At 38.3% G+C, this 24,691-nt stretch carries 19 protein-coding genes and 1 riboswitch; of the genes, 1 reads left to right on the top strand and 18 read right to left on the bottom strand.

The features are described 5' to 3' along the window. Window position 1 precedes the first annotated feature (1 nt). From WAA20_RS15690 to WAA20_RS15720, 7 genes are all read right to left on the bottom strand, one after another. The gene (locus tag WAA20_RS15690) at window positions 2-712 is read right to left on the bottom strand and encodes an IMP cyclohydrolase (RefSeq protein ID WP_034454226.1); all 711 of its coding nucleotides are present in this window, start codon (window positions 710-712) and stop codon (window positions 2-4) included. A gap of 153 nt (window positions 713-865) precedes the next feature. Continuing rightward, a riboswitch (ZMP/ZTP riboswitch) is annotated at window positions 866-957 on the bottom strand. 185 nt (window positions 958-1,142) lie between these two features. After that, window positions 1,143-1,898, bottom strand: a complete 756-nt coding sequence (locus tag WAA20_RS15695; protein ID WP_338801497.1) for a hypothetical protein — start codon at window positions 1,896-1,898, stop codon at window positions 1,143-1,145. 100 nt (window positions 1,899-1,998) lie between these two features. Then, entirely contained in the window at window positions 1,999-3,594 is a 1,596-nt protein-coding gene (locus WAA20_RS15700) for a hypothetical protein (RefSeq protein ID WP_338801498.1), read from the bottom strand. A 59-nt stretch (window positions 3,595-3,653) separates the two neighbouring features. Then, entirely contained in the window at window positions 3,654-3,920 is a 267-nt protein-coding gene (locus WAA20_RS15705) for a zinc ribbon domain-containing protein (RefSeq protein WP_073388573.1), read from the bottom strand. A 169-nt stretch (window positions 3,921-4,089) separates the two neighbouring features. Beyond that, window positions 4,090-5,442, bottom strand: a complete 1,353-nt coding sequence (locus tag WAA20_RS15710) for an ISL3 family transposase (RefSeq protein ID WP_073390590.1) — start codon at window positions 5,440-5,442, stop codon at window positions 4,090-4,092. An 861-nt stretch (window positions 5,443-6,303) separates the two neighbouring features. Then, on the bottom strand, window positions 6,304-6,570 hold the full coding sequence (locus WAA20_RS15715; RefSeq protein WP_073388932.1) for a hypothetical protein: 267 nt from the start codon (window positions 6,568-6,570) through the stop codon (window positions 6,304-6,306). A 104-nt stretch (window positions 6,571-6,674) separates the two neighbouring features. Further along, window positions 6,675-8,024 carry an AAA family ATPase gene (locus WAA20_RS15720; protein ID WP_242951203.1) on the bottom strand — a complete coding sequence of 450 codons (1,350 nt, stop codon included), beginning with the start codon at window positions 8,022-8,024 and terminating at the stop codon, window positions 6,675-6,677. A gap of 157 nt (window positions 8,025-8,181) precedes the next feature. Here WAA20_RS15720 and WAA20_RS15725 point away from each other — a divergent pair, with 157 nt between their 5' ends. Beyond that, complete coding sequence (locus WAA20_RS15725) at window positions 8,182-8,493, top strand: hypothetical protein (RefSeq protein ID WP_338801502.1); 312 nt, start codon at window positions 8,182-8,184, stop codon at window positions 8,491-8,493. A gap of 76 nt (window positions 8,494-8,569) precedes the next feature. Here WAA20_RS15725 and WAA20_RS15730 read toward each other — a convergent pair whose 3' ends face one another. The 11 genes from WAA20_RS15730 to WAA20_RS15780 form a co-directional block, all read right to left on the bottom strand. Then, window positions 8,570-10,867 carry a GH1 family beta-glucosidase gene (locus WAA20_RS15730; protein ID WP_073388935.1) on the bottom strand — a complete coding sequence of 766 codons (2,298 nt, stop codon included), beginning with the start codon at window positions 10,865-10,867 and terminating at the stop codon, window positions 8,570-8,572. Window positions 10,868-10,891: 24 nt separating this feature from the next. Next, complete coding sequence (locus tag WAA20_RS15735; protein ID WP_073388936.1) at window positions 10,892-12,040, bottom strand: SGNH/GDSL hydrolase family protein; 1,149 nt, start codon at window positions 12,038-12,040, stop codon at window positions 10,892-10,894. A gap of 117 nt (window positions 12,041-12,157) precedes the next feature. Beyond that, complete coding sequence (locus tag WAA20_RS15740) at window positions 12,158-13,180, bottom strand: glycoside hydrolase family 130 protein (RefSeq protein WP_073388938.1); 1,023 nt, start codon at window positions 13,178-13,180, stop codon at window positions 12,158-12,160. Window positions 13,181-13,385: 205 nt separating this feature from the next. Further along, complete coding sequence (locus WAA20_RS15745) at window positions 13,386-14,558, bottom strand: glycosidase (protein WP_073388939.1); 1,173 nt, start codon at window positions 14,556-14,558, stop codon at window positions 13,386-13,388. Between the two features lie 60 nt (window positions 14,559-14,618). After that, window positions 14,619-15,800, bottom strand: a complete 1,182-nt coding sequence (locus WAA20_RS15750) for an AGE family epimerase/isomerase (protein ID WP_073388941.1) — start codon at window positions 15,798-15,800, stop codon at window positions 14,619-14,621. A gap of 51 nt (window positions 15,801-15,851) precedes the next feature. Continuing rightward, the gene (locus WAA20_RS15755; protein ID WP_073388942.1) at window positions 15,852-16,697 is read right to left on the bottom strand and encodes a carbohydrate ABC transporter permease; all 846 of its coding nucleotides are present in this window, start codon (window positions 16,695-16,697) and stop codon (window positions 15,852-15,854) included. A gap of 2 nt (window positions 16,698-16,699) precedes the next feature. After that, window positions 16,700-17,698: a carbohydrate ABC transporter permease gene (locus tag WAA20_RS15760; RefSeq protein ID WP_073388944.1), complete on the bottom strand. Its 999-nt coding sequence runs from the start codon at window positions 17,696-17,698 to the stop codon at window positions 16,700-16,702. A gap of 208 nt (window positions 17,699-17,906) precedes the next feature. After that, window positions 17,907-19,364 (bottom strand): ABC transporter substrate-binding protein, encoded by a 1,458-nt coding sequence (locus WAA20_RS15765; RefSeq protein ID WP_073388945.1) that lies wholly within the window; start codon window positions 19,362-19,364, stop codon window positions 17,907-17,909. Window positions 19,365-19,856: 492 nt separating this feature from the next. Continuing rightward, entirely contained in the window at window positions 19,857-20,888 is a 1,032-nt protein-coding gene (locus WAA20_RS15770) for a LacI family DNA-binding transcriptional regulator (RefSeq protein WP_073388947.1), read from the bottom strand. Between the two features lie 51 nt (window positions 20,889-20,939). After that, window positions 20,940-23,132 carry an alpha-galactosidase gene (locus WAA20_RS15775; RefSeq protein ID WP_073388949.1) on the bottom strand — a complete coding sequence of 731 codons (2,193 nt, stop codon included), beginning with the start codon at window positions 23,130-23,132 and terminating at the stop codon, window positions 20,940-20,942. Window positions 23,133-23,395: 263 nt separating this feature from the next. Further along, window positions 23,396-24,634: a zinc ribbon domain-containing protein gene (locus WAA20_RS15780; protein WP_073388950.1), complete on the bottom strand. Its 1,239-nt coding sequence runs from the start codon at window positions 24,632-24,634 to the stop codon at window positions 23,396-23,398. Between the last annotated feature and the right edge of the window lie 57 nt (window positions 24,635-24,691).

The raw sequence follows: 24,691 nt of genomic DNA on the forward strand, positions 1-24,691 counted from the left end.
ATCAGTCTTTATTCTTGTTAACGATCCTTGTCTCATACTCGCCTGTTGCGATGTTGATGAATCTTGTGAAAAGAGATACCTTGTTATCTTCATTAAGAGCATTCCATACATTCTCTGTGAATGTGTCGATATCGCCCTCGATGTTTACAAGTGTAGGCTCTCCCTCATAGCTTGGAAGCGGGTTGCCATCACCCATATATGTGTGGATAAAATAGCCTTCGCCGGCCTTTGGATTTTCATAAGAATATGTGAATCTCTGGCAATTGGATGGATCGCCGTGATCGCTCTTAAGAATAGAAAGAGCATAGTCATACTTACCTGTGATCACATGCATAAGGCCTGAGATACGAGGTGTGTAGTTTGGAGCATCAGGCTCAAACTCACGGCTTCTGAGTGACTCTTCAAAAGTCTTGCCTGTTGAAAGGCCATCATAGATAGTATCTGTCTGATCACCGTTAGTTACGATTGTGTAAAAACCGTATGTTCTTACAGGTGCATAGATGATAAGGCTTGGATCTTCCATCTTGGAAGGATCAAATGCCTGTGTGCGGATTCCTGTTCCGTCTGTTACGAATACGCGGTTACGGCTGTTAACACTTCTGCCCATGATGAAATATGCGCATACAGCATACTTGCCATCAGCACTTGTGCCAATAACAATACCACGTCCCGGATAAGAATTGCCTGAAAGTTCCTTCTGTAAATCTGTCATGATAGTCCTCTCTATGCGAGTGAAAAAGTTAGAAGCACAGCCTGCATAGCTCGCAGTACAAGCCATGTGAGTGAATATCATCACTCTTCTTAGGTTAACTGAATGCATCACAACGGAATTACAATATAGAAAAACCGCCTGAGCATCCCAAATACAGGTTGCCCAGGCGGTCGACATAATTCAAACTAAGGCCGTACTCCCCATGGCTTTTGCGCCATTTTATTCCGCCAGTTGTACAGCACCTAAAATATACACGATTAGATAAAAAAGTGCAAGATGTTTTGAGAAATTTAATAACAAACATCGTACTATTATTTGTTTAATTACTTTTGGCATCAATACTAGCATCTTGCTCTTTAACATTATCATATTATGTATACATTACACTAGTACTATCTTCTGACTATACCTTGCTTTCATTATAGAGTTCTTATTCTTGTAGAATTTTAAGTAATGTTTTTTGTATTTCAGATATCTCTTCTTCTGTTTTCTGATCACTTAAAAAGTCTTTTCCATGCCTTTCAAAATAATTTTTATGATTTCCAGAAGTGTTAACCGTAAAATCTTGATTCAGCGGATTGTTCGTAGATATAATAATTTTATTACCAAAAAAAGTTCCTTCTTTAAAAGATATTTTTTGTATAGTTTCAATCGGGATGCGAATCAACTCGTTAAAATTGTTTCTAGCATATACAGCCTGATCTGTTATAATGATATCTACCTTGCCTTGATTCATTAACTCATCCAACAGGTGCTCATTACTGCAATCAATAAAACTAGAAAGATTATTAATATTATACTTCTCCTTACTTAAATGATTATGAACACCAATTGTTTTTAAATAACGATATTCAAATTTTCCTGCGGATGTTGACAATTTGTCACATAGCTTTTTCAGCTTTATTAGCAGTTTTGTTTTGTCATCATCGATTCCTTCACCATATGAATCTTTAAGTACATTAGCGATTTCAATCAGTGCGGGAATATAATTTGAATAATTAATTAGATTTTGTGCAATATCATATACTTTCCCAGCCTGCCAGGGATAATCGCTATTGTTACTTTCTAATTTTTTATACTGTTCATAATAATACTTAGCTGTTTCAAAGCTTGAAAATGAATGCTCATTATTTTGATATACATTCAAAGACAGTTTTTCAATAATAGTATTAAACGAATTAACCATCCAATGTTCAGATATATTTTTTAATGAACTACATTTCTGCGTGAAATTTCCATCTTTGAGGAAGTCGTTTTTTATAAAATAATCTTTAATCCTATCTATTTCATCTAACGCTTCTATACCAAAATAACCTTCTTTTCTCTATTCTATCAACCGAAAGCATCGATAATAACTCGTATTCCGAACACCTTGATGTTGATGTTCCATTAATAATTCGATTCAGCTCATGAATTGAATCCTGTAGAGATAGACATGCCTCACAATCTATTATTTCGAAGTAGTACCTGTTATTTTTTAATCTTACGTCAAATGTACAATCAGAAAATACCGAATAACTACATCCTATATCTTTTATGTCATTTATAAGGAATCGATCTTCTTTTGAATGATCCTTAATATAAAAGGCTTGTGTTGTGACTATAATATAGCCATTTGATGACAATTTTAAATAAAAAATAGGAAATTCAGATCCGTCTAAGTTATAGTCATTACGATTAATCAAAGGATTTGATTGATCTGTATTTATATCAACTAATTCCCCTAAAGAATAAAGGTGAACACCTTTTTTCTTTATATCCAAAAAGATAGTTCCATATAAGGCAAGAAATATATTATCAATTAGACTTGACTTTACCTTGCTTATGACTTCTTTACATATTTGAGATCTTTTAATTACCTCTTTGTCCTTTTTTATATCCAGCTTTAATTTATTTAACTTTTCTTCGTAGCGATCTAAAATCTCAATATCATACCAATCAGTTGCATTAAAAATCGAATTCACTAAATCGTCATGTTCAATTCTAATTGCATTATTTATTTCTTTAGATAGAATATTTATATATTCAGAAGCTTTGGAATCGGGATTATATTCTCCTATTTTGCTTATTTGTTCAAGCTTGGTTTCATTAGGCAAGTCTGTCTTTAGTATTTCCTCTATTGATTCATTATCTGATTTACAAATGGATTGAAGATAAAAATATTGTATGCCAAATAATTTTGCAATTTCCTTAACCTTTTTCTTTTCATCGCTATTCTGTAGTTCATTATAAAGTCGATAATAGTTAAGTGTATTATATGGGTTATTCTGAAGTGCGCTGATCGCATTTTCGTTTTCTTCTTCCTGATATGGTCTCCATTTTACAATCCCCTTATCAGATAAAATCATAACCAGTTTAGAAAAAATATCTGTTAAGTAATATTCTTCGTATGCATTATAAAATGCTCTATGCTTTTGGTTGTATAAATTATTGAATTTCTCTTTTATTTTTTTATCATCGCCATACGTTGCAGCGTCATGTACTAAGTTATTAATAAAACCTTCTGTAAGATTAAGGGCCCCAGCCATTGCTGCGCCTTTCAATGCTCCCTTAAGACCGAAGCCTCCACCACTCCAATTTCCTTTATATTTTCGTCCTTCCTCTCTAAACCTTTGATTTCTTTCAGCTTGTCTAGATAGGTATTCCATTGTTTCTATAACATCGTCTATTAGGTATGTTATCCTATCTCCATAAACAAATTCTTCATTATTATCATATTTTGTCTCAACAAAACTCAATAATAAATCTTTATCTATATCATTAATACCAAAGCCATTTAATATCTTTATAGCAAATAAAATACCACTTTCAACATCCTTCTGAAGATATGGTATAGCCTTTTGATACATATCTTTAGTAGATTTTATCTGCTCATTATACATTTTTTCAAAAAACTTTTGTTTTTGCTCTGCTTCAGCTGCAAGTTTTTTGAATATTTCAATTACCGGCTTATTAAACTGATCAATATAGATTCTTTTTTCCCAAACGAAAAAGCAGCCAGATCTCCTTTGGTATTTTTTATATCAGTCCATTCCTTTTTCGTAATCAATTTTTCTAAATATTGTATGTTTTTATCTTCTTGACTTAACTCCTTCTCTTGACTGATATTCACACTATCTTTAATTATTTCTTTAGGTATTTCTGCACCACATTTATAGCAAAAAGTTGAATCATCGGGTATCTCAGTTCCACATTTCAAACAAAACATCGCATCTTCTCCTTTGCACAAAGATAAAAAGTATAGAATCAACACCAGATGATATCTCTATCAGCTTAAAACTAATTACCTCGTATTATTTATCGGAATAAATAACAATATATGGCTCTTTAGGGGTGATGGTGGGTAAAACTCCACATAACCCCAGTAAATATACTGATTATGCACTTCGCGCTTTTCGGTTGGGAAGTGGAATCCTCAAATCCGAGCATACCAGATAAACCATATCCAGCATATTTTGGATATTACGGAAGCCATATGCCTTGCGAATAATCAGTTTTATTTTATTGTTTGTTGCTTCGATTCTTGCATTGCTCATACCGAAGCGAATTGCATTTAAAATGTGTTCACGATGACGCTTGATTTTAAGATACAGTTCCTTGAAAGCCTTAATCCTGCTATGGCTTGCCCACCAGAGCCATCGATTTAATGCTTTATCTGCTTCATCGACATCCTTTAATTTTAAGATGAGACGAAGCATTTCCTTCATTCGATATGCTCTGTAAAGACGATTGTTGTTTTCTGCAATCATAGTTATTCTTGTCTGTTGGTTTTCGGTAAGGTGTTCAGGAGCTTTGCCAAGTGCATATGTAGAATTCTTTATTGCATCTGCTTTGGCCCTGGCTGCATTTAGCATAGCAGACGTTGGATCATCTTCCTTCGGACGTCCTTTCTTTCTGGGATGTTCCTTGGATAGTTGCGTGAACTCAGCATATGCTTCACGCCATACATCACGCCTTACTTCATCGAGCGCCTCCATTGCCCACTGGACTACATGGAATGGATCTACGCAGCGCTCACAGTCGGGAGTGAACTCATTAACACACTCGGTGATCCATTTAGCACCATCACCGGTTACGATTTTTATAGAAGAGAGCTGTTCTGGCGTGAGCTGTTTATAGAACTGCGTTAACACGCCCTTTCCGTGCCCCTGAGCAGCCCAGACTACGGTGTTTGTATCATGGTTGACGATGACTGTTATATACTTGTGTCCTTTCTTATAACTTGTTTCATCAATACCTATATTTACAAGGTTGTTTAGCCTTTTTGAACGCTCTGGCTCTATATCATTAAGTGTCCTGTTTATACAGCGGCCTACAGTTTCCCAGTCGACGCGCATATATTCAGACACAACACTTCGTGGCAGGTAAACAGCTAGCCAGCCAACTGTTAAATCAAAGTCACGAGTAAAACCGCTACCAGGATATGCCCATGGAGTATAAGCTGTTACTACCCCATGTATAGGACAGGCAACACGATGAGTCCTTGCTTCAATTTCAACAAGAACGGCACCCCAATCCAGTCCACGCCATGTCCTGGGCTGACTTGAATGTTGATCATAACGGGAACATTTCTTATGGCAATAGGGACAATAATCTTCATGCCACTTATCAGTACGAACCTGTATGCGTATGTGGTTTACACCATAATTGTCATCATAAAAGTATGCATCTTCTACAACAGCATGCTTGACATTGAGTAATTTTTTGCATAGTGTATTAGCAGAAACCATCTGTGGGTACTCCTTTGAGTTTTGGTTTGGTCGCTAATACTCTACAGGAACACAGGTGGTTTTTCAATTGTAAAAGTACATTAGAGGACTGGTATATTACCCACCATCATGCCAGAAGCCTCCAATATATGAAGAATATTTTTGATGTAGTATAATAGTTATGACATAAGAATAATCTTAAACTTCTATTCTTAGGAGCGATTCCTAATGATTCTTTTGAAGAATATGCTTTGTTTGATAAGTTTATTATTTTAGAGAAATACTAATACTATCAATAGACTCATTAGATAAGAAAAATATGAGAAGATAATCAATGATTACTTTTTAACATTTTTATTTTCACAGAATAATAGCCATGAAGAAAGGAGTTATTTATTATGTCACAACAGTGGATTTGCAAAAAGTGTGGAAGAACAATTACTACAGCTAGCGGCGATCAGCATAAGCCAAAGCCTAATCAAAGCACTTGTCCGAATAGTCCTAACAAACAGCATACATGGATAAAAAACTAAATACGATTTTTGGGGAAGAGTATTTACAATCCAAGGTATTATTAATGTATTAGAACTCATCATAATTGAATCCGAATAGAATTATAATGTTAATGATCTGAAAATTTGCTCCCATTGACCGTAATTCAATACTCTCCAATAATAAGATTCCAAAATCATTTAAAACGCTAGAGAAATCGTATAGTTCTGTTCGCATTAATGAATCCTTACTCAATTAATAGTTAACTTTCATCAACAATACATTCCTGTACACTGACACAGACACTATGTATATTACATGCGTATATCTCTTAGCTACTAGCTTCTATAATTATACAGGGCTGTCACATTGCGGCAGCCCCTATAATCATTAATCAGAATATGGTTCATTCAGAATTTCTTCAATTATTTTCTTATTGATATTATTATTAGTCAATATGCGTGATATTTTATACCGTAATTCCTTTGATATAAATAAATCAATATCTTCTCCTGCCCGGACAGCCATAGGTTGATTCGAAATGTAATCACGTTTTTTCTTAATTATCCATCGATTTATACTTTCGATATAAGGTGCTATTGCTCTATTATCAAATTCAAATCCTTCCATGTAACCATCTTTTATTAATAATTCCATACCTTTAATTTCTCCTATACTGCAAAATAATATAAGATTTATACTTCAACACCAACAAGAAGTCACTATTATTGCGTTGATGTCAAAGAAAAGCATAAACTATTTTATTTCCACCCCATCTCCTTATATACATACTCTTTAAATCTAAACAACGTATATAATGGTACTGACCATACATGAGTCGCACCATCCATATTGTCACCAACATTTTTCAAAGAAGACTTTATCGCTATTTTAGGATTGTACCTACCACAGAACTGATGCAAACTCTTTGCCTTTGTATTATCCGCTGATTTAGTTTCAACAGGTACAAGAACACCTTCATAATCCGTAATAAAATCAAGTTCTGCATCGGACTTAGTTCTCCAAAAATAACTTTCAATGCCCATGAATTTAAGCTGAGTATAAACATAGTTCTCAGCTATTGCACCCTTATAATGAATGAAAGCCTCATCCCCTTCAAGAATTGTTCTATAGTTCAGATTCGATTTTCTCCTAAGTAGTCCCACATCAGACATATATACTTTGAAATAAGTATAATCAGCCTCTCCTGATAAAGGGATCTCAGGAGTCGGTACCATACAAAGCTTACTTGCAATCCCTGCATTCACTAACCATTCCAGTGCATCTTCCAGATCTTTTGATCTGGCACCTTGCTTCACATGTGAAAATATGAACTTATTATTTTCTCTAGCTATCTGTGAAGGAATCGAATCCCAAATCAGTTTGATCTTGATAGCTGTATCAGGCTTAGTATGCTTTGAAAAATCATCAGCGTAATCCCTTAAGATATTATCCTGGATTACTTCAACCTCTTTATAATCATGAGTTTCAGTCCAAGTTTTAACTGCTTCCGGCATTCCGCCTACAATATAATAATTCTTCAGATACTTCTCAAGCGGAATCGTATATAGTTCAGGAATTTCTCTTTCAAGCGACATTTTCTTAAGCCCATCAATATACTTACCGCCGCCATCAGCCATCACAAACTCTTCAAAGCTCATTGGATACATATCGATTCTATCTACTTTACCTACAGGGAAAGATATTCCTTCATCTTTCAAAGCAACACCAAGAAGTGAACCGGCTGCAATTATATGAAGTTCAGGCATTTCTTCACAAAAGTATTTTAGAGATTGAATTGCTCTTGAACAATCCTGTATCTCATCAAAAACTACCAGCGTTTTTCCTGGCTCTATAGTTTTTCCTAATATGATGCTTCCAAGTTCATCAATTATTCTTTTCGTATTAAAATCATAGTCAAATACTGATTTAAGTCCAGCATTACCATCAAAATTAAAATAAGCCATCTCATCAAATTCGGTCTCACCAAAACTTTTGATCAAATAAGTCTTGCCACATTGACGAACTCCAGTAACAAGCAATGGTTTTCTCTTGCTCTTATCTTTATTTTTCCAAGCTTTAAACTGCTCAAGAACCAATCTTTCCATCATTCCAAATACCTCCGTAAAGATTCATCCTATAAAGATTATAACATTTTTCGGACGAATATCCAACTTTATCTTGCGTTTTTTGGACGAATAATGTTGCCACAAGCGCTTTTATTGGATGAATAACATTCAGAATACACCTCTCCCAACAAATCTCTTTGTGATAGAATTAAATCACACAGACATGGCTAGACCTGATGATAGGAAACAAAAAGTTGACACTTGGGCCAAGCTTTTTAAAGCAACTACCTGGGAGGAAATCAAGATGATAACTAAAGATAATCCATCCATGAATTCCACAGCTGAATCTATATATCTTTCTAACTCTGATTTTGCTATCAGAGAACAATGTAGAGTTAGAGAAGATAACATTGCTCATGAAAAGTATCAGAAGGAATGTATCGAAAATCTCACCAAAGAAGTCACTCATCTTCGTGAGCTTCTAAAAAAACACGGAATTGAAGAAGAATAAAAAGCAGAAAATCCTGCCTGGCAGTTATTGCCAAGCAGGATTTTATATTTTTAGTGACTATATTTTTTTTTCAACATCAGGCTTCACTAGACATTATAAGCTTCATCTCCCCTGATAACTTAGCTACGCCATAGCCAACAGGAAGGATAAAGTGATCACCCTTCTTAAGCGGATGGCTTCCAATAAGACCATAGCCTTCGATTACTGAAAGGAGAAGGTACTTATCTGTAGCATCTACTGTCACTTCTGATGATACATTTACTCTTGATACCTCATAATACTTACATCTATTAAGCAGTCTTACACCTTCTGCCTCATCCGTATCATGAACTATAGCTGCAGATGCGTCAACCGCTGGAACAGTTACAACATCCTTACACTTGTCTACATGAAGTTCACGCTTTGCCCCATTCCAGAGTCTGTCATAATCATAAAGTCTATAAGTAATATCGCTATTCTGCTGAGTTTCAAGCACTACAACGCCGCCCTTTATAGCATGAACTGTGCCTGGATCTATCTGGATGAAATCACCTTTAGAGATCTTAACTTCTCTAATAAGCTCATTCCACTTGCCCTGATCCATCATGTCGGAAAGTTCCTGTCTTGTAGCTGCGTTATGTCCTACAACAAGGCTTGCATCTTCGTCGCAGTCAAGCACGTACCAGCACTCTGTTTTACCAAGAGAGCCGTTTTCATGCTCTGCTGCATACTCATCATCAGGGTGAACCTGAATGCTAAGGTCAGATTTTGCATCAATTATCTTAGTAAGAAGCGGGAATCTGTCATGTTTTGTGCCAAAAAGCTCTGTATGATCCTTGTATAGATCGCCCAGTCCCATTCCCTTGAACGGTCCATTTTTTACCACTGCCTGGCCAGAAGGAAGAGCTGATATGCCCCAGCACTCGCCGATGTCATCGCCTTCTACGTCGTAACCGAACACGTCTCTGAGCTTAGTTCCGCCCCAGATATTGTGAGTAAAGTGTGGTTCTAAGAAAAGAGGCTCTTTACAGCTGTTATTTATAGAAAGGTTCGCGCCATTGGTCTCCATGACTTTCTTAAACCAGAAGCCAGAGTCCTTGATGGTTCTCTTCTGAGTTGTATAGTCTACATATACAAGACCGAATCTCTTGGTATAACCATCAGCCCACTCAAAGTTATCGCAGTATGACCAATGAAAATATCCCATAATAGATGCGCCTTCATCTGCTGCCTTCTGAAGGTTACTTATATACTTATCAAGGAATGCAATCCTGGATCCATCGTGAATGCCTCCGTCAGGTGCAGGTATATCGCAATCAGCCATACCATTTTCTGTAATAAGAATGTCTTTTTTATATCTCTCATAGAGGAACTTAGGTCCCCAGTACAGAGCATCAGGAGTAACAGGCCATGTCATTGCAGTCTGGTTGTAGCCTCTGTCTCTATCCGCATAAACTATCTCGCCATTTGCTCCTGCGCTTACAGGATAGCCGTTATATATGTTCTGGCCGATGAAGTCAATAGGCTGATTTATAAGCTCCATATCTTCATCTGTAATCTCGAATAGGTCATCTTTAAAAAGCTCAATGCCTTCTTCAGGATATCTTCCAAAGATAACAGGATCGAGGAACCATGTAACATTCCATGCCCAGTTGCCCTTATCTTCATCAAATCCGAAATATCTTTTCTTAGCAGCTTCGATATCTTCAGGCTTATTAGTAGCAGGAAGAGCTACGCCGCAAGTTGGCGCATAACCAACTCTAGCATTTGGTGCAAGCTTTCGCAGTGCCTTAACCGCAAGACCGTGAGCCTTCAAAAGATTGTGAGCTGCAAATAAGGTATCTTTAACAGGAAGCTTCTTGCCAGGCGCATGATAGCCTCTCAAATAGCCAAGTCCAATAGTACACTGGGGTTCATTAAATGTAATGAAATCGTCGCAAAGGTCAGCAAAGCTTTCACCTACTACCTGAGCATATCTTTCAAACCACTTAGGGCTTTCAGAATTAACCCATCCGCCCTTTTCCTCAAGTGCAAGCGGATACTCCCAGTGGAAAAGAGTTATGAAAGGCTTGATGCCGTTTTCTTTCATGCAGATGAGCATATCTCTGTAAAGTTCTACTGCCTTTTTGTTAACTTCTCCGATTCCGTCAGGAATGAGTCTGCTCCAGCTTACTGAGAATCTGTAAGCTTTAACTCCCATCATCTTCATGATAGCGAAGTCTTCTTTATATCTGTGGATCATATCGCAGGCAACATCTGCATTAGAGCCGTCCGCAATAGTACCCTTCTTGCAGAAATCATCCCATATATTGAGGCCTGCGCCGTCTTCCTGATCTCTTCCTTCAATCTGATAAGAGCTGGTCGCAACTCCCCACACAAAATCATTTTTGAACATAATAATACTTCCGTTTCTTTTTAATTATCTTGTTATTATAACCGACACCAGATTAAAAGGTACTGCCTTTCCATCCTTGTCATCAATAACTTCTATTTCAAGCCTGTGAGGGCCTTTTTTCTCATGTAAAAAGATCTGTCTGATATCCAAAAGATCTCCCCAGGTTTCATCGAATGCTGCGTCTATTAATATCTTTTCGGAAGAATTGTCATCCACCATTACTGATACCACAGGCGCTGGGCGCTTCATGGTCTTATCATACTGAACAGCAATTCCTGTACATTCATTTTCCTGGTCAAATTCAAAGACTATCTTATCATGTAGTCTGGCGCCAAGCCACCCATTTTTAAAGCAGTCAGTCACGTCCTTCTGAGGCGCAGTATCTACGCTAAATCCCTGAAGATCAGGCGTGAAATTCCTGTTATCAAGGCGAGTAGCGCCTTCAAATGAGTTTACAGTTAAAGGTGCCTTGATCTCGTTTGGTATAGTTGAGCCAATACTTGAGGTTTCCTTATCCTTTTTATACTCCTCATATATAGATCCTAAAAGATTCGCTACAACTCTGCTAAGAAGGTCATGCCCCGTATCATTAGGGTGAAGCCCGTCAGGTGAAAGAGTGCTTATATCTTCGATCTTCCCTGATAAAATATCTTCATAGATAGCCCCATGCATTGATGCAGCCGGAATGCCATAGTATCTTGCGACCTTGGAATGGATTCTCTCGCTGGTCTTGCCATCCTGATAAAAGAAATTGAATAAAGCTGCAACTGCAGGAAGGTTTCTACTATAAAGAAGTTTTCTAATAAGGCCTTCATAGCTCTCATAAAAATAGTCATCGCACTCGTCATTAACCGAAAACTCTACAAATACAAAGTCAGGGTTATGAGACAGCACATCCCTGTCACACCTTGCAGCGCCAAAAGCAGATGTAGTTCCGCCAATGCCTGCATTTACATAGGTAATATCATCGTTCTTAAAGGTCTCTTTAAACCACTCATATACCTTGTAGGCATAGCAGGTAGTGGGCTTTGATGAAAGACTTCCCTGAGTGATTGAACCTCCAAGAAAGCATAAAGTTACCGGCTTTCCTTCTTCTAATTTACTAAAAAGTTTAAAAAGCCTTGTTGTATCACCATGATTTGCTATAGCCTTTGCTTTATCAAAATCTATCATGATAATCTCGTCTCCATTTTCATAAAAAGGCGCTGAGAATACGGGATTCCCAGCCGCCCTCATAATTCATTTTTATTATGTCTATATACAAAAGTCAATAATATCTCTGGATATCTTTTATCTGATTCCAAGCTCTGTGTCAGACTCTCTTACTACAGAGTGCTCCTTGACATAATCAATGATGTCGTCAAGTCTTGTGAATGCAAGTGCTACATAGCTGTCTGCAGCGCCGTAGTAGATTGCGATCCTGCCTGTTTCACTGTCGTGAAGTGTTGCACAAGGGAAGCATACGTTCGGAACAAAGCCTCTCTCCTCGTACCACTCTTCAGGAGTTAAGATGAATGTCTCGCAGCGATACTTAACCTTTGAAGGGTTGTCGATATCAAGGATTGCAGCACCGATTGAATATACGAATCCATTGCATGTGCTGCTTACGCCGTGATAGAACATAAGCCATCCTTCTGAAGTCTCGATAGGAGCAGCGCCGCCGCCGATCTTAACTGACTCCCACCACTCAGGAGAACGCTCCATAACGTGTCTGTGGTGTCCCCAGTATTCCATGTCAGGACTCTCAGACAGGAAGATATCACCAAATGGTGTATGTCCGCTGTCAGAAGGTCTTGAGAGCAGCATAAACTTACCATTAATCTTTCTTGGGAAAAGAACTGCATTTCTGTTAAAAGGAATGAATGGATTTTCAAGTCTTTCGAATGTCTTAAAGTCCTTAGTCTTAGCCATTCCGATTGATGCTCCGTAGAAATCCTGGCACCAGATGATATAGTATGTATCCTCAACCTTTACAAGTCTTGGATCATAAGCATATCTAGGCATAAATGGATTACCATCCTTGTCTACAAACGGGATCTTATTGGTCTCGAAATCCCAGTGAATAGCATCTTCACTGTGTCCAAGGTAGATGTAAGGAATACCGTTAGTCTGCTCTCCTCTGAATACGCCGATGAACTTTCCTTCGTAAGGCATTACTGCACTATTGAAGATTCTGGCTACGCCAGGGATAGGATTTCTGTTAATGATTGGGTTTTCCTTATATCTCCAAACAGGTGCTTCTTCGAATTTCTCCGGGCCTTCCTGCCATGGGATGTTCTTTAATGGTTCGCTGATCATTTTATACTTTGACATTTTTAATAACTCCTTTTTATGTACATGTTTATATATTTACTTATTGTACTTATTTTAAATTTTTAATTGATATTGTTTAATATCTCTATCTGAACTCGACTATGCTTATTATTTTTAAAACATATAATAACTCAACTATTATTCTTTAACTTAATTCATTATTGTTCAGCTATTATTAGTTGCTTTTATACTGATTGTTCTTATATTAATCCTTTTTCAAAAGCTCAAGGTTCTTAGCTATAAGCTCGCATCTCTGCTTTACGCAGTCAGGGCTTCTAAGCGGATCAACAGGTGTATTAAATACATAGTCAATAAGCTTATCAATAGTTGTAGTTGCTACGTGAAGTCTTGTATCTGATGAAGCGTAGTAGATGAACACTTCATTATTTTCATTAACGATAGCACCGTTAGTAAATACAACGTTGCTTACATCTCCAACTCTCTCGCCTTCTCTTGGTCCTATAAGAAGTCCTGAAGGCTCTGCGATAACCTTTGAAGGATCATTTAGATCTGTTGCAAATGCGTAGATTACATAGCGAAGACCTGCAGCTGTATTTCTAACGCCGTGAGCGATATGGATCCAGCCTCTGTCTGTCTTGATCGGAACAGCACCTGCACCGTTCTTGGCTTCTGTTATCTGATGATATCTTCTGATTGAAGTCATCTTCTCTTCATCGATAACAGCATGCTCGATATCATCGCAAAGGCCAAAACCGATACCACTTCCTGATCCAGTCTCAATGAAGTCATCCATAGGCCTTGTATAGAAAGCATACTTGCCATCTACGAATTCAGGATGAAGGACTACGTTCCTCTGCTGAGGAGAACGCTTTGTTACAAGGTTAGGAAGTCTCTCCCAGGTCTTAAGGTCTTTGGTTCTTACGATACCTGCTTCTGCTACTGCTGCAGAGAGGTCTGAGTTCTTGGTATCCTTAGACTCAGAGCAGAATACACCATAGATGTAGCCATCCTCGTGTTGAGTAAGTCTCATGTCATATACGTTAGTTTCGCCTGCAACTGTATCAGGAAGCACAACAGGATAATCCCAGAATCTGAAACCTTCTGTTCCCTTATCACTTTCTGCTACTGCAAAGAAGGACTTTCTGTCAGCGCCTTCAACTCTTGCTACAAGGTAATATTTACCATTTAAATAGATCGCACCTGAGTTCATGACTGCATTAACACCGAGTCTTTCCATAAAATATGGATTGGTCTCCTTGTTAATGTCGTATTTCCAGAATATAGGTGCATGCTCTCTTGTAAGAACAGGATACTCATATCTGTCATAGATTCCGTTGTAAAAAGAGCTCTTTTTATTAGGTCTTTTTATAAGCTCTTCCTGCTCTTTGACCAGTTCAAAGTATTTTTCGTGTATCATTGTGTCTCCTTAAATATGATTTCTTGAACCTTTGATCCAAGATTATATGTATCACTTGAATCACTGATCCAGGTAAACTTGCCTTTTTATGATCTCAATACACATCCTGCCATTATGATAAGGACATTTCCACGGCTCAACGATCGGGTGTCCGTGAACAGGAGTTCCATCTTTATTAACTTCCGAGAACCATTCCGAGCCATTTCTTTTATCAACAAGGTATTCAAATATAAAGTCCAGCACATTTCTTGCAGCATCAAGATATTTCACATCCTTGCAGTCAGACTTTTCATAAGCATTTATAAATCCCACAACTGTTTCTGCCTGAACCCACCAGACTCTTGTTTCATTGACAACGCCTCTCTCACATTCGTATGCAAGAGATCTGCCGTCGAAAGCTGTTTCAAACACCTTCATGCAAAGATCCTGGGTAATGGGTGTGATCTTTTTACTCAAGCTTCCATCTTCATCGATTACTTCCACCGCCCTGTCAACAAGCCATGAAGTTTCGATGTCATGTCCGTAGCTGTGAAGATCGATAAGTGACTTGTAATCATTATCAAAAAAGACTTCCTGCCTGTGAAGCTCCTTGTTGTATACCTTATCTGCAAAAAGGGTAAGAATATTTTCAAGCGCTTTTCGAACCTGCATATCGCCACAAACCCTGTAAAGCTCCGTATAAGCTTCAAGGACGTGCAAAAGCGTATTCATGGTTCTGGATGCTATTACCCCATTCTCAGATAGTTTATCATTTTTAGCTTCTTCAAACTTCTCATTTGATGCTTCTTTGTACCCAATATCATCCTTACTTTTATTCTCTATTATGGAAAATAAATTTTCGGCAAGGTCAAGTGCTTCCTTGTCACCTGATGCTTCATAGTATGCGGACAATGCATATATGGCAAAGGCCTGATTATAAGTATGTTTTGTAGAATCAAGCACCCTGCCGTCATAAGTCATGGACCAGTAGATCCCGCCATAAGTCTTGTCTATACAGTACTTTGTCATAAACTCATAAGCATGACGGGCTTCATCAAGGAGCGACTTCTCTTTTAACAAAGTATATGCACTTGAGAAAAACCACAATATCCTGCTGTTTAAGATACATCCCTTTTCAGCTTTTTTATCAAGATCAAGGTCATAGCTTAAAAGCCCATAATATCCGCCGTATTCATCGTCTCGTAGCCCTTTCCAAAAAGGGATAAGCTCTTTAATAAGATGCTGTCTAACTTTCTCAACCATCCTTTTATCCTCAGATTTTTTTAAATTCATTCAGCCAATTCACATAAGTTTTTAACCCTTAACAGCACCTGCTGTAAGACCTGAATAGATCTGCTTCTGACACAGTACAAAAACAATAAGTGCCGGCAAGAGTGAAATGATAACACCTGCGCAGATAAGGTTATACTTACTACCAAGCGGTCCTACAAAGGTGTACAGTGATGTTGCTACTGTCGCATATTTTTTCTTGTCCTGAAGATACAGGTTTGCGCAGTAATACTCGTTGTAAGTGCTAACGCCCTTTAAGATACAACTGGTCACGATAGCCGGCTTAAGAAGCGGGAAAAGAACTTTGTAAAAAATAGTAAAGTAATTAGCTCCGTCGATAATAGCTGACTCATCAAGCGAATAATCGATGTTTTCAAAGAACTGGATATAAATATAGATTGAGATGATATCCGTTCCGCACATCATGATGATGTAACCAACAAGTGAGTTGATAAAGCCAAGATTGTACATGATCTCATAAACCGCGATCTGCATTGCAACGCCGGGAAGCTGTGATGCGAACAAAAACAGTGCTCTTATAATGGTATTTCCAAAGAACTTGAATCTGTTAAGTACATACGCAAGCTGAGTTCCTATCATTACTGAAAAGAAAAGTACGCAGATAAGGATTATAGTAGAGTTCATGAAAGCTCTTGCCATTCCTGCTTTTGTAAATGCCTGAACGAAATTGTCAAAATTAAGCCAGCTCTGCGGCATTGTCATTACATTGGTAGTCTGATACTCTGCATCAGTCTTGAAAGCTGTGATAAAGCATGATACAACCGGAAGCACAGCGCAGAATGAAAAGAATATCAGTGATATATATTTGGCAGTCGTAAGAACTGCTCGTAATATTTTTGATATGCTCAAACTTATTTTCCTCCAAGCTTTATATTTCTTTCATGCTTTTTCATGCTTCTTGCAAGTGCTCGCTCTCTTTTTCTGGCAGCTCTTGGATCTTCATCCTCAGCGTTTCTGAATACATATTTAAAGAAGAGCTTCTGCAGTATCGTTACCATAAAGATGATAAGAAGAAGTATGATGGCCATGGCAGAAGCAAGTCCAACCTTCTGCTGGGTGTGTGCTATTTCATGCATTACTACAAAGTAAGTACCAGTTCCGTTTGCACCATCTGTAATAACGTAAGGAGGTTCAAATGCACTAAGTGAACCTGTGATCGACAGGATAACGTTAAGTGTGATGATCGTCTTTATGCTTGGCATAATGATGTATTTGAACTGCTGAAATCTGTTAGCTCCATCAAGCATTGCTGCTTCATAAAGCTCTGAATCAACAGACATGATCGCACCAATGAATAAGACCATGTTCTGACCAAAGTATCTCCACACTGAAGTTCCCACCAGTGAAAAGTTGTTGATACTCTGATCTCTGAGCCAGTACGGAAGGTTATCAAGTTGAAAACCACACCATTGAAGTACGGTGTCAAAAACAAAGCCTCGTGTATAGAAAAACTTAAAAATAAATCCAATTGCTATACCATTGATCAGATAAGGAAAAAACATAAATCCTTTGAAAATAGCTCCGCCTTTAACTTTAAAACTAAGAACAGTTGCAAGATAAAGTGCAAGTACAAGCTGTACTACAGATCCGAGCATATAGTAAAGACTTAGTTTCAAAGCACCAAAGCAGTCATCTCTCTGGAATACTTTGAGATAATTCTTGAAGCCGACATATTTGCGGGCTCCGACGTATTTCATATTGTAAAAAGAAAAGCCGAACATCTTACCAAACGGTAAATAGGTGAACACGAATAAAAGAAGAAGTGGAACTATCATAAAGGCGATCATAACAAGAACCTGCTGCCCATCTCTGCTTTTTATCCATTCTTTAAATGTTCTTTTATGTTTCATAAGATTCCCTTCATGCCGAGCTTATATGTGACATGTCACATATAAGCTCCATCTAAGTTGTAAACTTCATTTAATTGCTGTCATGTTAGTTATTTTTATAAAAATACTATTTATATAGCTAATATAATTACAAAAGCCATATTTCTTAACCTGTATTCATAAATATGACCGGGGAGAATACTTCCCCCCGGCCATGAAGAAAGTCGTATTAGTAAAGAACCTCTATTCCAAGTTCTTCCTGTGCATCCTGCCACTTCTGGTTCCAGTCTGCCATGATATCATCAAAGCTCTCTGAACCTGTAGCGCCAGCTTCAACTATGCGCTGTACCTTGTCGTTGCCACCTGCATTGATTGAAAGCTCTGATTCTGCGTTCATGTCATTAAGGAATGTCTCTTCGCCAGCGAGTGAAGGCTGATCTGAAAGAACTTCGCAGCCATCAAATGCAGCGTACATATCAGGATTCTGACCACCCTTAACTACTGTGTAACCACCTTCGTTGTAGCACCAGTTTGACTTCTCAACCATCCACTTAACGAATACAAGTGAAGCAAGCTTGTTCTCATCAGATGAGTTAACGTTGATACAATAGTTGTAATCACCACCTGCGCATACATACTGCTTACCGCCAACAGTGATAGGGAATGGCATATATCCAACGTTTTCAGGTGTATCGCCTGCTTCCTGCATCTGAGCAAATGCCCATGAGCCAAGAACCATGGTTCCGATCTCTCCTCTGTTCATCATGCCTTTGCAGCCTTCCCAGTCTGTTGTTGTGTAGTCATCTTCGATAAGTCCGCCTGCGCATGCATCATAAAGGATCTTGTATACGTTGTAAGCGCCTGTTCCATCACCTGGATCTGTGAATGGCTCAGCAGTGTGAACGAGCTTCTGGTTCATGTATGTATTGTCACCGTTAGAAACGATTCCTACATAAGCATCCCATGCACCCATTGTCCATCCTGCTGCATAGTTTGTATAAAGAGGAATAGCATCTGTCTTATCTTTGATAAGCTGAAGGTCAGCTACGAATTCTTCAGGAGTTGTAGGAAGCTCTGTGATTCCTGCATCCTCGAATACCTTCTTGTTGTAAAGAAGTCCCTGTGCGTTAGCCATGTAAGGAATACCATAGCAAAGTCCGTCAAACTCTTTAGCATCAACGAAGTTAAGTTCTTGGGAAAGATTATCAAGTGTATCAAGTGGCATAAAGTATGTAGCATAATCTGTCTTGTCTACTTCTGGAACGAACATAACATCGCCCCAGTCACCTGTAGAAAGACGAAGAAGAGCATCTTCTGCATAATCTGTAACCGCTTCAGTTGTAACGGTGATATTCGGGAATTCCTTATTAAACTCAGCGATCATATTAGCCATTGTTCCGTCTGCTTCACGGTCTGTCTTGTGATGAAGGAACTTGATAGAAGCTGTCAGATCCTTGTGATCATCAAGGTTTAAAGAAGTATAAGAAAGTTCTCCGGTTTCTCCCCCTGTTGTATCACCTGCATCAGTAGTGCCGGTTGTATCTGTTGTATCGGAAGCATTTTCTGTGTTGCCACCAGGTGTTCCGCTTCCGGCATCTGTCGTTCCATCAGCTGCCCCAGAACATCCAATAAGAGATGCTGTCATTGCTGATACTGTCAGAAGTGCCAATAATTTCTTTTTATTCATAATATCCTCCTTAAATATTTATATAGTTTTTAGCTAATTAATATTTTATACTTTTATTTTTATTAATCAATATTTTAGCTTATATTTTAACTAACTTCTACTTAATAAACAAAAAGAGCAACTTGTTTTTGGGAGTTTTCTCCTCTTGCAAGTTGCTCTAGTTTACTTAATATGTTGATTTATAAAGCTTTTCGAGTTTTTGTTAAACTTTTAGTTTTTTAGCTAATTTAATCCATACCTAAATTTTTGTTAGCTAATTTTTACTTCATTATGATTTACTTTACCAAACTAACGCTTGTTTTCTATTACCTCATTTAATATACATTTTTGAATCATAGATTCAAAAATGCAGCAATAGAGCCAATTGAGTTCGACTTCGTCGAAGGCTCTATTGCCAACCGATTCATCGAATCACGAAACACGCAGTAAATGCGCGTTTCTGTAATTTACATTTAAGAAGTCATACACATTACTTTTGATAGTTTTTCAAGTTCAGACTTTTTTACTCTTAGTCAGATCCTTAACACTATCTCGTTCTACCAAAGATCCCTCAACAATACTAAGACCTCCACGATATTTCTCGCCTCTTAAGACGTGATTGATCCTCTTGATAGTTCTTTTGACCATTTCATCCATATCAACCTTATAGGTTGTGATTCCCACAGATGCCCCATCTGCAAAGAGGAAATCATCATATCCTACAAGTGAAATATCCTCAGGAACCCTGTAGCCTTTTATCTTAAGGTACTGAATGAACATATTAGCTGACAGATCGCAGTTACATACAAAGGCAGTCGGGAGCTTGCCTTTGGGAAATACTGTATTTTTTTCAAAATCGACTTTGTCATTGTCAATGCCTCGGTCGTCCAGTATCCAGTTCTTGTTGATCTCTTTGCCATGCTCCATCATAGCTCTGACATAGCCAAGATATCTGTCAGTAATAGATGATGTAGACAGAACAGTTCCGACATATCCTATGTCAGTATGACCTTTATCAAAAAGATAGTTGGTCAGGATGTATGAACCATAGTAACTTCCGGATATTACAGAATCCTTCTGGTGCTTTCTATCAGTAAAATCCATGTAGAAGGTCGGAGTCTTGAGCTTTTCATCAAGCATATTTAAGTACTCTTCGCTAAGTGCTCCCATGATAACTATGGCATCTACTGTTCCATCGCCTATGATCTTAGGAAAAACAAGATTCTTTTCATCTTCATCACTTAAGATCTCAAGCATTGTAAATGATCCTGTTTTAGCGGCTTTTGCAGAAAAGATCTGATACATATGACCATAGAATGAATCTATGTTCCCAACATATCTGCTGCCTATAAGAACGCCTATCTTATAGCTCTCTTTCGGCTGACTTGCAAAAGATTTCTGGTAACCTCTGTCTCTTGCAATATCCATTACCTTCTGGCGAAGCTCTTCACTTACACCTTTTTGTCCTGACAAAGCCTTGGATACTGTAACTGTGCTTATCCCAAGTTCCTTTGCGATATCTGACATTGTAGTTTTCTTAGCCATAACGGTCTCCCTTAGCCAATTATTCTCTGATCCTTATAAGATATAACATTTTTAGTCTATTGCCACCAAATGAATAAGCTCTGACTGATAATCTCCATTAAGAGAAGGTAACACGATTCCGACTCTTTCAAGGGTCGAACCCTTAACTTTAATATCACTTCCTTCTATCTGATAGATTGCATCTTTACTAAGATACGGAACCTTGAGTATCTTTCTTGCTGGATTTGGAGAAGCTACAACCTTCACGTAGGTAATAAGAGCTTCTTTTTTATCCTTACTTACAACCATATATGCATCCATCTCATGATTTCTCTGATAGGATGAAAGCCTATAATAATCTCCGCCTCTTACAAGGTGATTATATTTATGGTATACAGCAACCTGACGAGGAATATCTTCTCTGTCACTTGAAGGAATCTTTGTAATATCAAGCTCGTAACCAAAAGTTCCTGCAAGAGCCACATCTCCTCTTGTCTTAAAAGGTGTAGTTCTTCCAACTGTATGGTTAGGGCAGTCAGAAACATGTGCTCCCATTGTGCTAAGAGGAAAAATAAGGCTTGTGCCTTCCTGAATCTTAAGTCTCTCTATAGCATCTGTATCATCTGAACACCAGATCTGAGGGCTGTAATACAGCATTCCCGCATCAAATCTTGCTCCGCCGCCTGAACAGTTCTCCAATAAAAGGTCAGGGAAGTCTGTTACAAGTCTTTCCTGAAGTTCATATACTGCAAGCATGTATCTGTGACTAAGTTCTCCCTGAGTATCGGCAGCAAGACCAAGTGAACCAAGGTCGCAGAGCTGCCTGTTCATATCCCACTTAACATATTCAATGTTGGCACTTGTAAGGATATCTTTGATCCTGCCGTATATATAGTCTCTGACTTCTTTTCTTGTAAGGTCAAGAACATACTGATTACGGCTTCTGCAAGGTTCTCTCCCGGGTACCTGAATTGCCCAGTCAGGATGCTCTTCATAAAGCTTTGATACAGGAGATACCATCTCAGGCTCCATCCAGATACCAAACTTCATTCCGATAGCATTAACATCATCAACGAGCTTTTTAAGTCCACCCTTAAGCTTATCTTCATTTACAAACCAGTCGCCAAGGCTTGAGTTATCATCATTTCTTTGTCCAAACCAGCCATCATCCATGACCAGCATCTCTATGCCGCTATTTTTAGCTTCTTTTGCGATAGCAAGAAGTTTATCCGAGTCAAAATCAAAATAAGTCGCTTCCCAGTTGTTAATAAGTATAGGACGCTCCATATCCTTGTACTTACTTCTGATAAGATGGCTTCTGTAAAGGTCATGAAGAGTTCTTGTCATTTTGCCAAGGCCTTCTGATGAGTATGTTAGAACTACTTCCGGCGCCTGGAAAGATTCCCCTTTCTTAAGCTTCCATCTAAAGTTCTTAGATCCGATACCCATGTACATTCTTATGCTATTAAACTGGCTCTTGCATACCCCTGCCTCAAAATTACCTGAGTAAACAAAAGAAAAACCATATACCTTTCCTGTATCCTGTGAATCACCATTTTGAACAAGTGCCATAAATGGCTGGAACTGGTGTGAAGACTCACCTCTGAATGATTCTATGGATGTATCTCCATATCCTATATCCCTAAAGTCCATCATTCTCTCACGAGCCCATGATCCGTGCAGTGTAAGAAGCTTATAGTCTTCCTGATCCATGTCCATTGTCATAGACATTACTTTATCAATAAAAATATTTTTATCAGATTCATTTATAAGCCTAACCGATCTTATTACTGTATCAAGTCCCTCGAAGATACTGTAGGTCAATATAGCTTTAAGCCCTACAACGCTATCTTTTAACACGATATCTAAAGACATTGTACCTGTATCTTCTCCAAAGGTTGCAGGAAGACCTTCAAGTTTCTTCTTGCCTTTATAGATCTCATGAGATTCATAACACAGCTGGAGACTTGTGTGGCCATTATCATCAGTTATCTCTATTCCACTCTTTCTGTAGTCACCAACATTATTGGACGTATATTCAAATGGATAACAGTCCAAAAAAGAGCTCCTGTCGCGCATTAAAGGCTCAGGAACGTTCAGGTTCTGAGGAAGTTTATAAAGATATGAAGCATCCTCAAACTCTATCTTATCCCCATAATAGAGGTGCCCAAGAAAGCCCTCTTCTCCCAAAACACCTATAACATAGCTTGTATTTTCAGTATCTATAACAAACAGTCTGTTTTCTTCATCAAATCTTATGTTCATAAAAAATCCTTCCCTCAGGTAAAATATTAACTTAATTTTACCTAATTTTAGCTAAAAAGCAAGAGTGCTATATATCTAAATATTGCTCTGAATTTTCTAAACATTGCTATCATTCAAAGTAAAATAAAATATTTTTTAATACAAAAACAAGCAACCGCTTTTCTACTGATAAGTATTATAATTCTATTCATTTCTTTTAGTAAAAAAGCGCCACCAGATTTACTCTGATGGCGCTTCATGATATCTAATTATTTAACTACTAATTACTTAACAGGTGATCCGCACTGCATGCAGAAAAGTGCGCCCTGCTCAAGTTTAGCTCCGCACTGCTGGCAGAATGCAGGCTGCATCTTTACAGGTTCCTCTGCCTGAGGAGCTTCTATAGAAGCATCAATTGTGCCTACTGTATTATCTACAGTTTCAGCTACTTCAGGAGCCTTTTCAGATAAATCTTCTGTTACAGATTCCTTAGCTTCTTCAAAATTTACAGGAGCTTCTACAACAGGTTCAGCTGCCGCACTAAAAGCAGGCTCTGCAAAAACTGGTTCAGGAGCTGGTACCGGAACTGGTTCTGGAGCAGGAGCTGGTTCAGGAGCTTCTGTTACAAAGCTGTTCTGAGGCTGCTCGTTAAAAGAAGGTGCCTGCTGGAAATCATTCTGTGGTGCAAACTGCTGATCGCTCATAGGAGCCGGCTGACCAAATCCGCCCTGTGGTCCACCAAACTGAGGGCCTTCCATAGGCTGTCCGAAACCACCCTGAGGTGCGAACTGCTGATCATTCATAGGAGGCTGCTGGCCAAATCCGCCCTGTGGTGCGAACTGCTGATCATTCATAGGAGGCTGCTGGCCAAATCCGCCCTGTGGTCCACCAAACTGAGGACCTTCCATAGGCTGCTGACCAAATCCACCCTGAGGTGCAAACTGCTGATATGAAGGATCCATAGCAGGAGCATTCTTAGCTTCTCTCTTCATTCTGCCCTTCTCAATGATAGACTGAATGATGAAGATGAGATACATCATAGGAAGCTGGAATACAAGTACGCTGTAGAAATATCCAAATGGAGCAAGCTCAAGAGCCTTCTGCTCTACTGTAAATCCAAAACCGAAGAAGAACTGTCCTGCAACAAGGATGATGATAGGAATGATTGAAAGTGCAGAAATCTTTCTAAGTTTAGGGAATGTCAGTACTGCAAGAAGAATAGGCATTACTAACATAAATGCAAAGATCATTACTGTAACTGCCACATTACGGTCATCAAGGAATCTTCCTGCAAGGCCGAGATATGAAGCTGCATTATCAGGGAAAACATTAAGCAGGTTATCAAGCTTAAAGTAGTCTGAATTATACTTTACAGTATCTTTATAAACCGGAAGGAAGAACATTGCTGTAAGAAGTATTCCTGTGATGAACATAAATACTTCAACAATAGTTGATAATCTGATCCCCTTCTTAGGTGGTGCAGCCTGAACCTGCTGCTGGTTTTGAATATCTTTCTTTTTCATACTTTAATCTCCTTTTATTCTTGAAAGCATTACAATGCTTCAATTTTTCGTAAAAAC

The sequence above is a fragment of the Butyrivibrio fibrisolvens genome, from assembly GCF_037113525.1.
Lineage (GTDB): Bacteria > Bacillota > Clostridia > Lachnospirales > Lachnospiraceae > Butyrivibrio > Butyrivibrio fibrisolvens.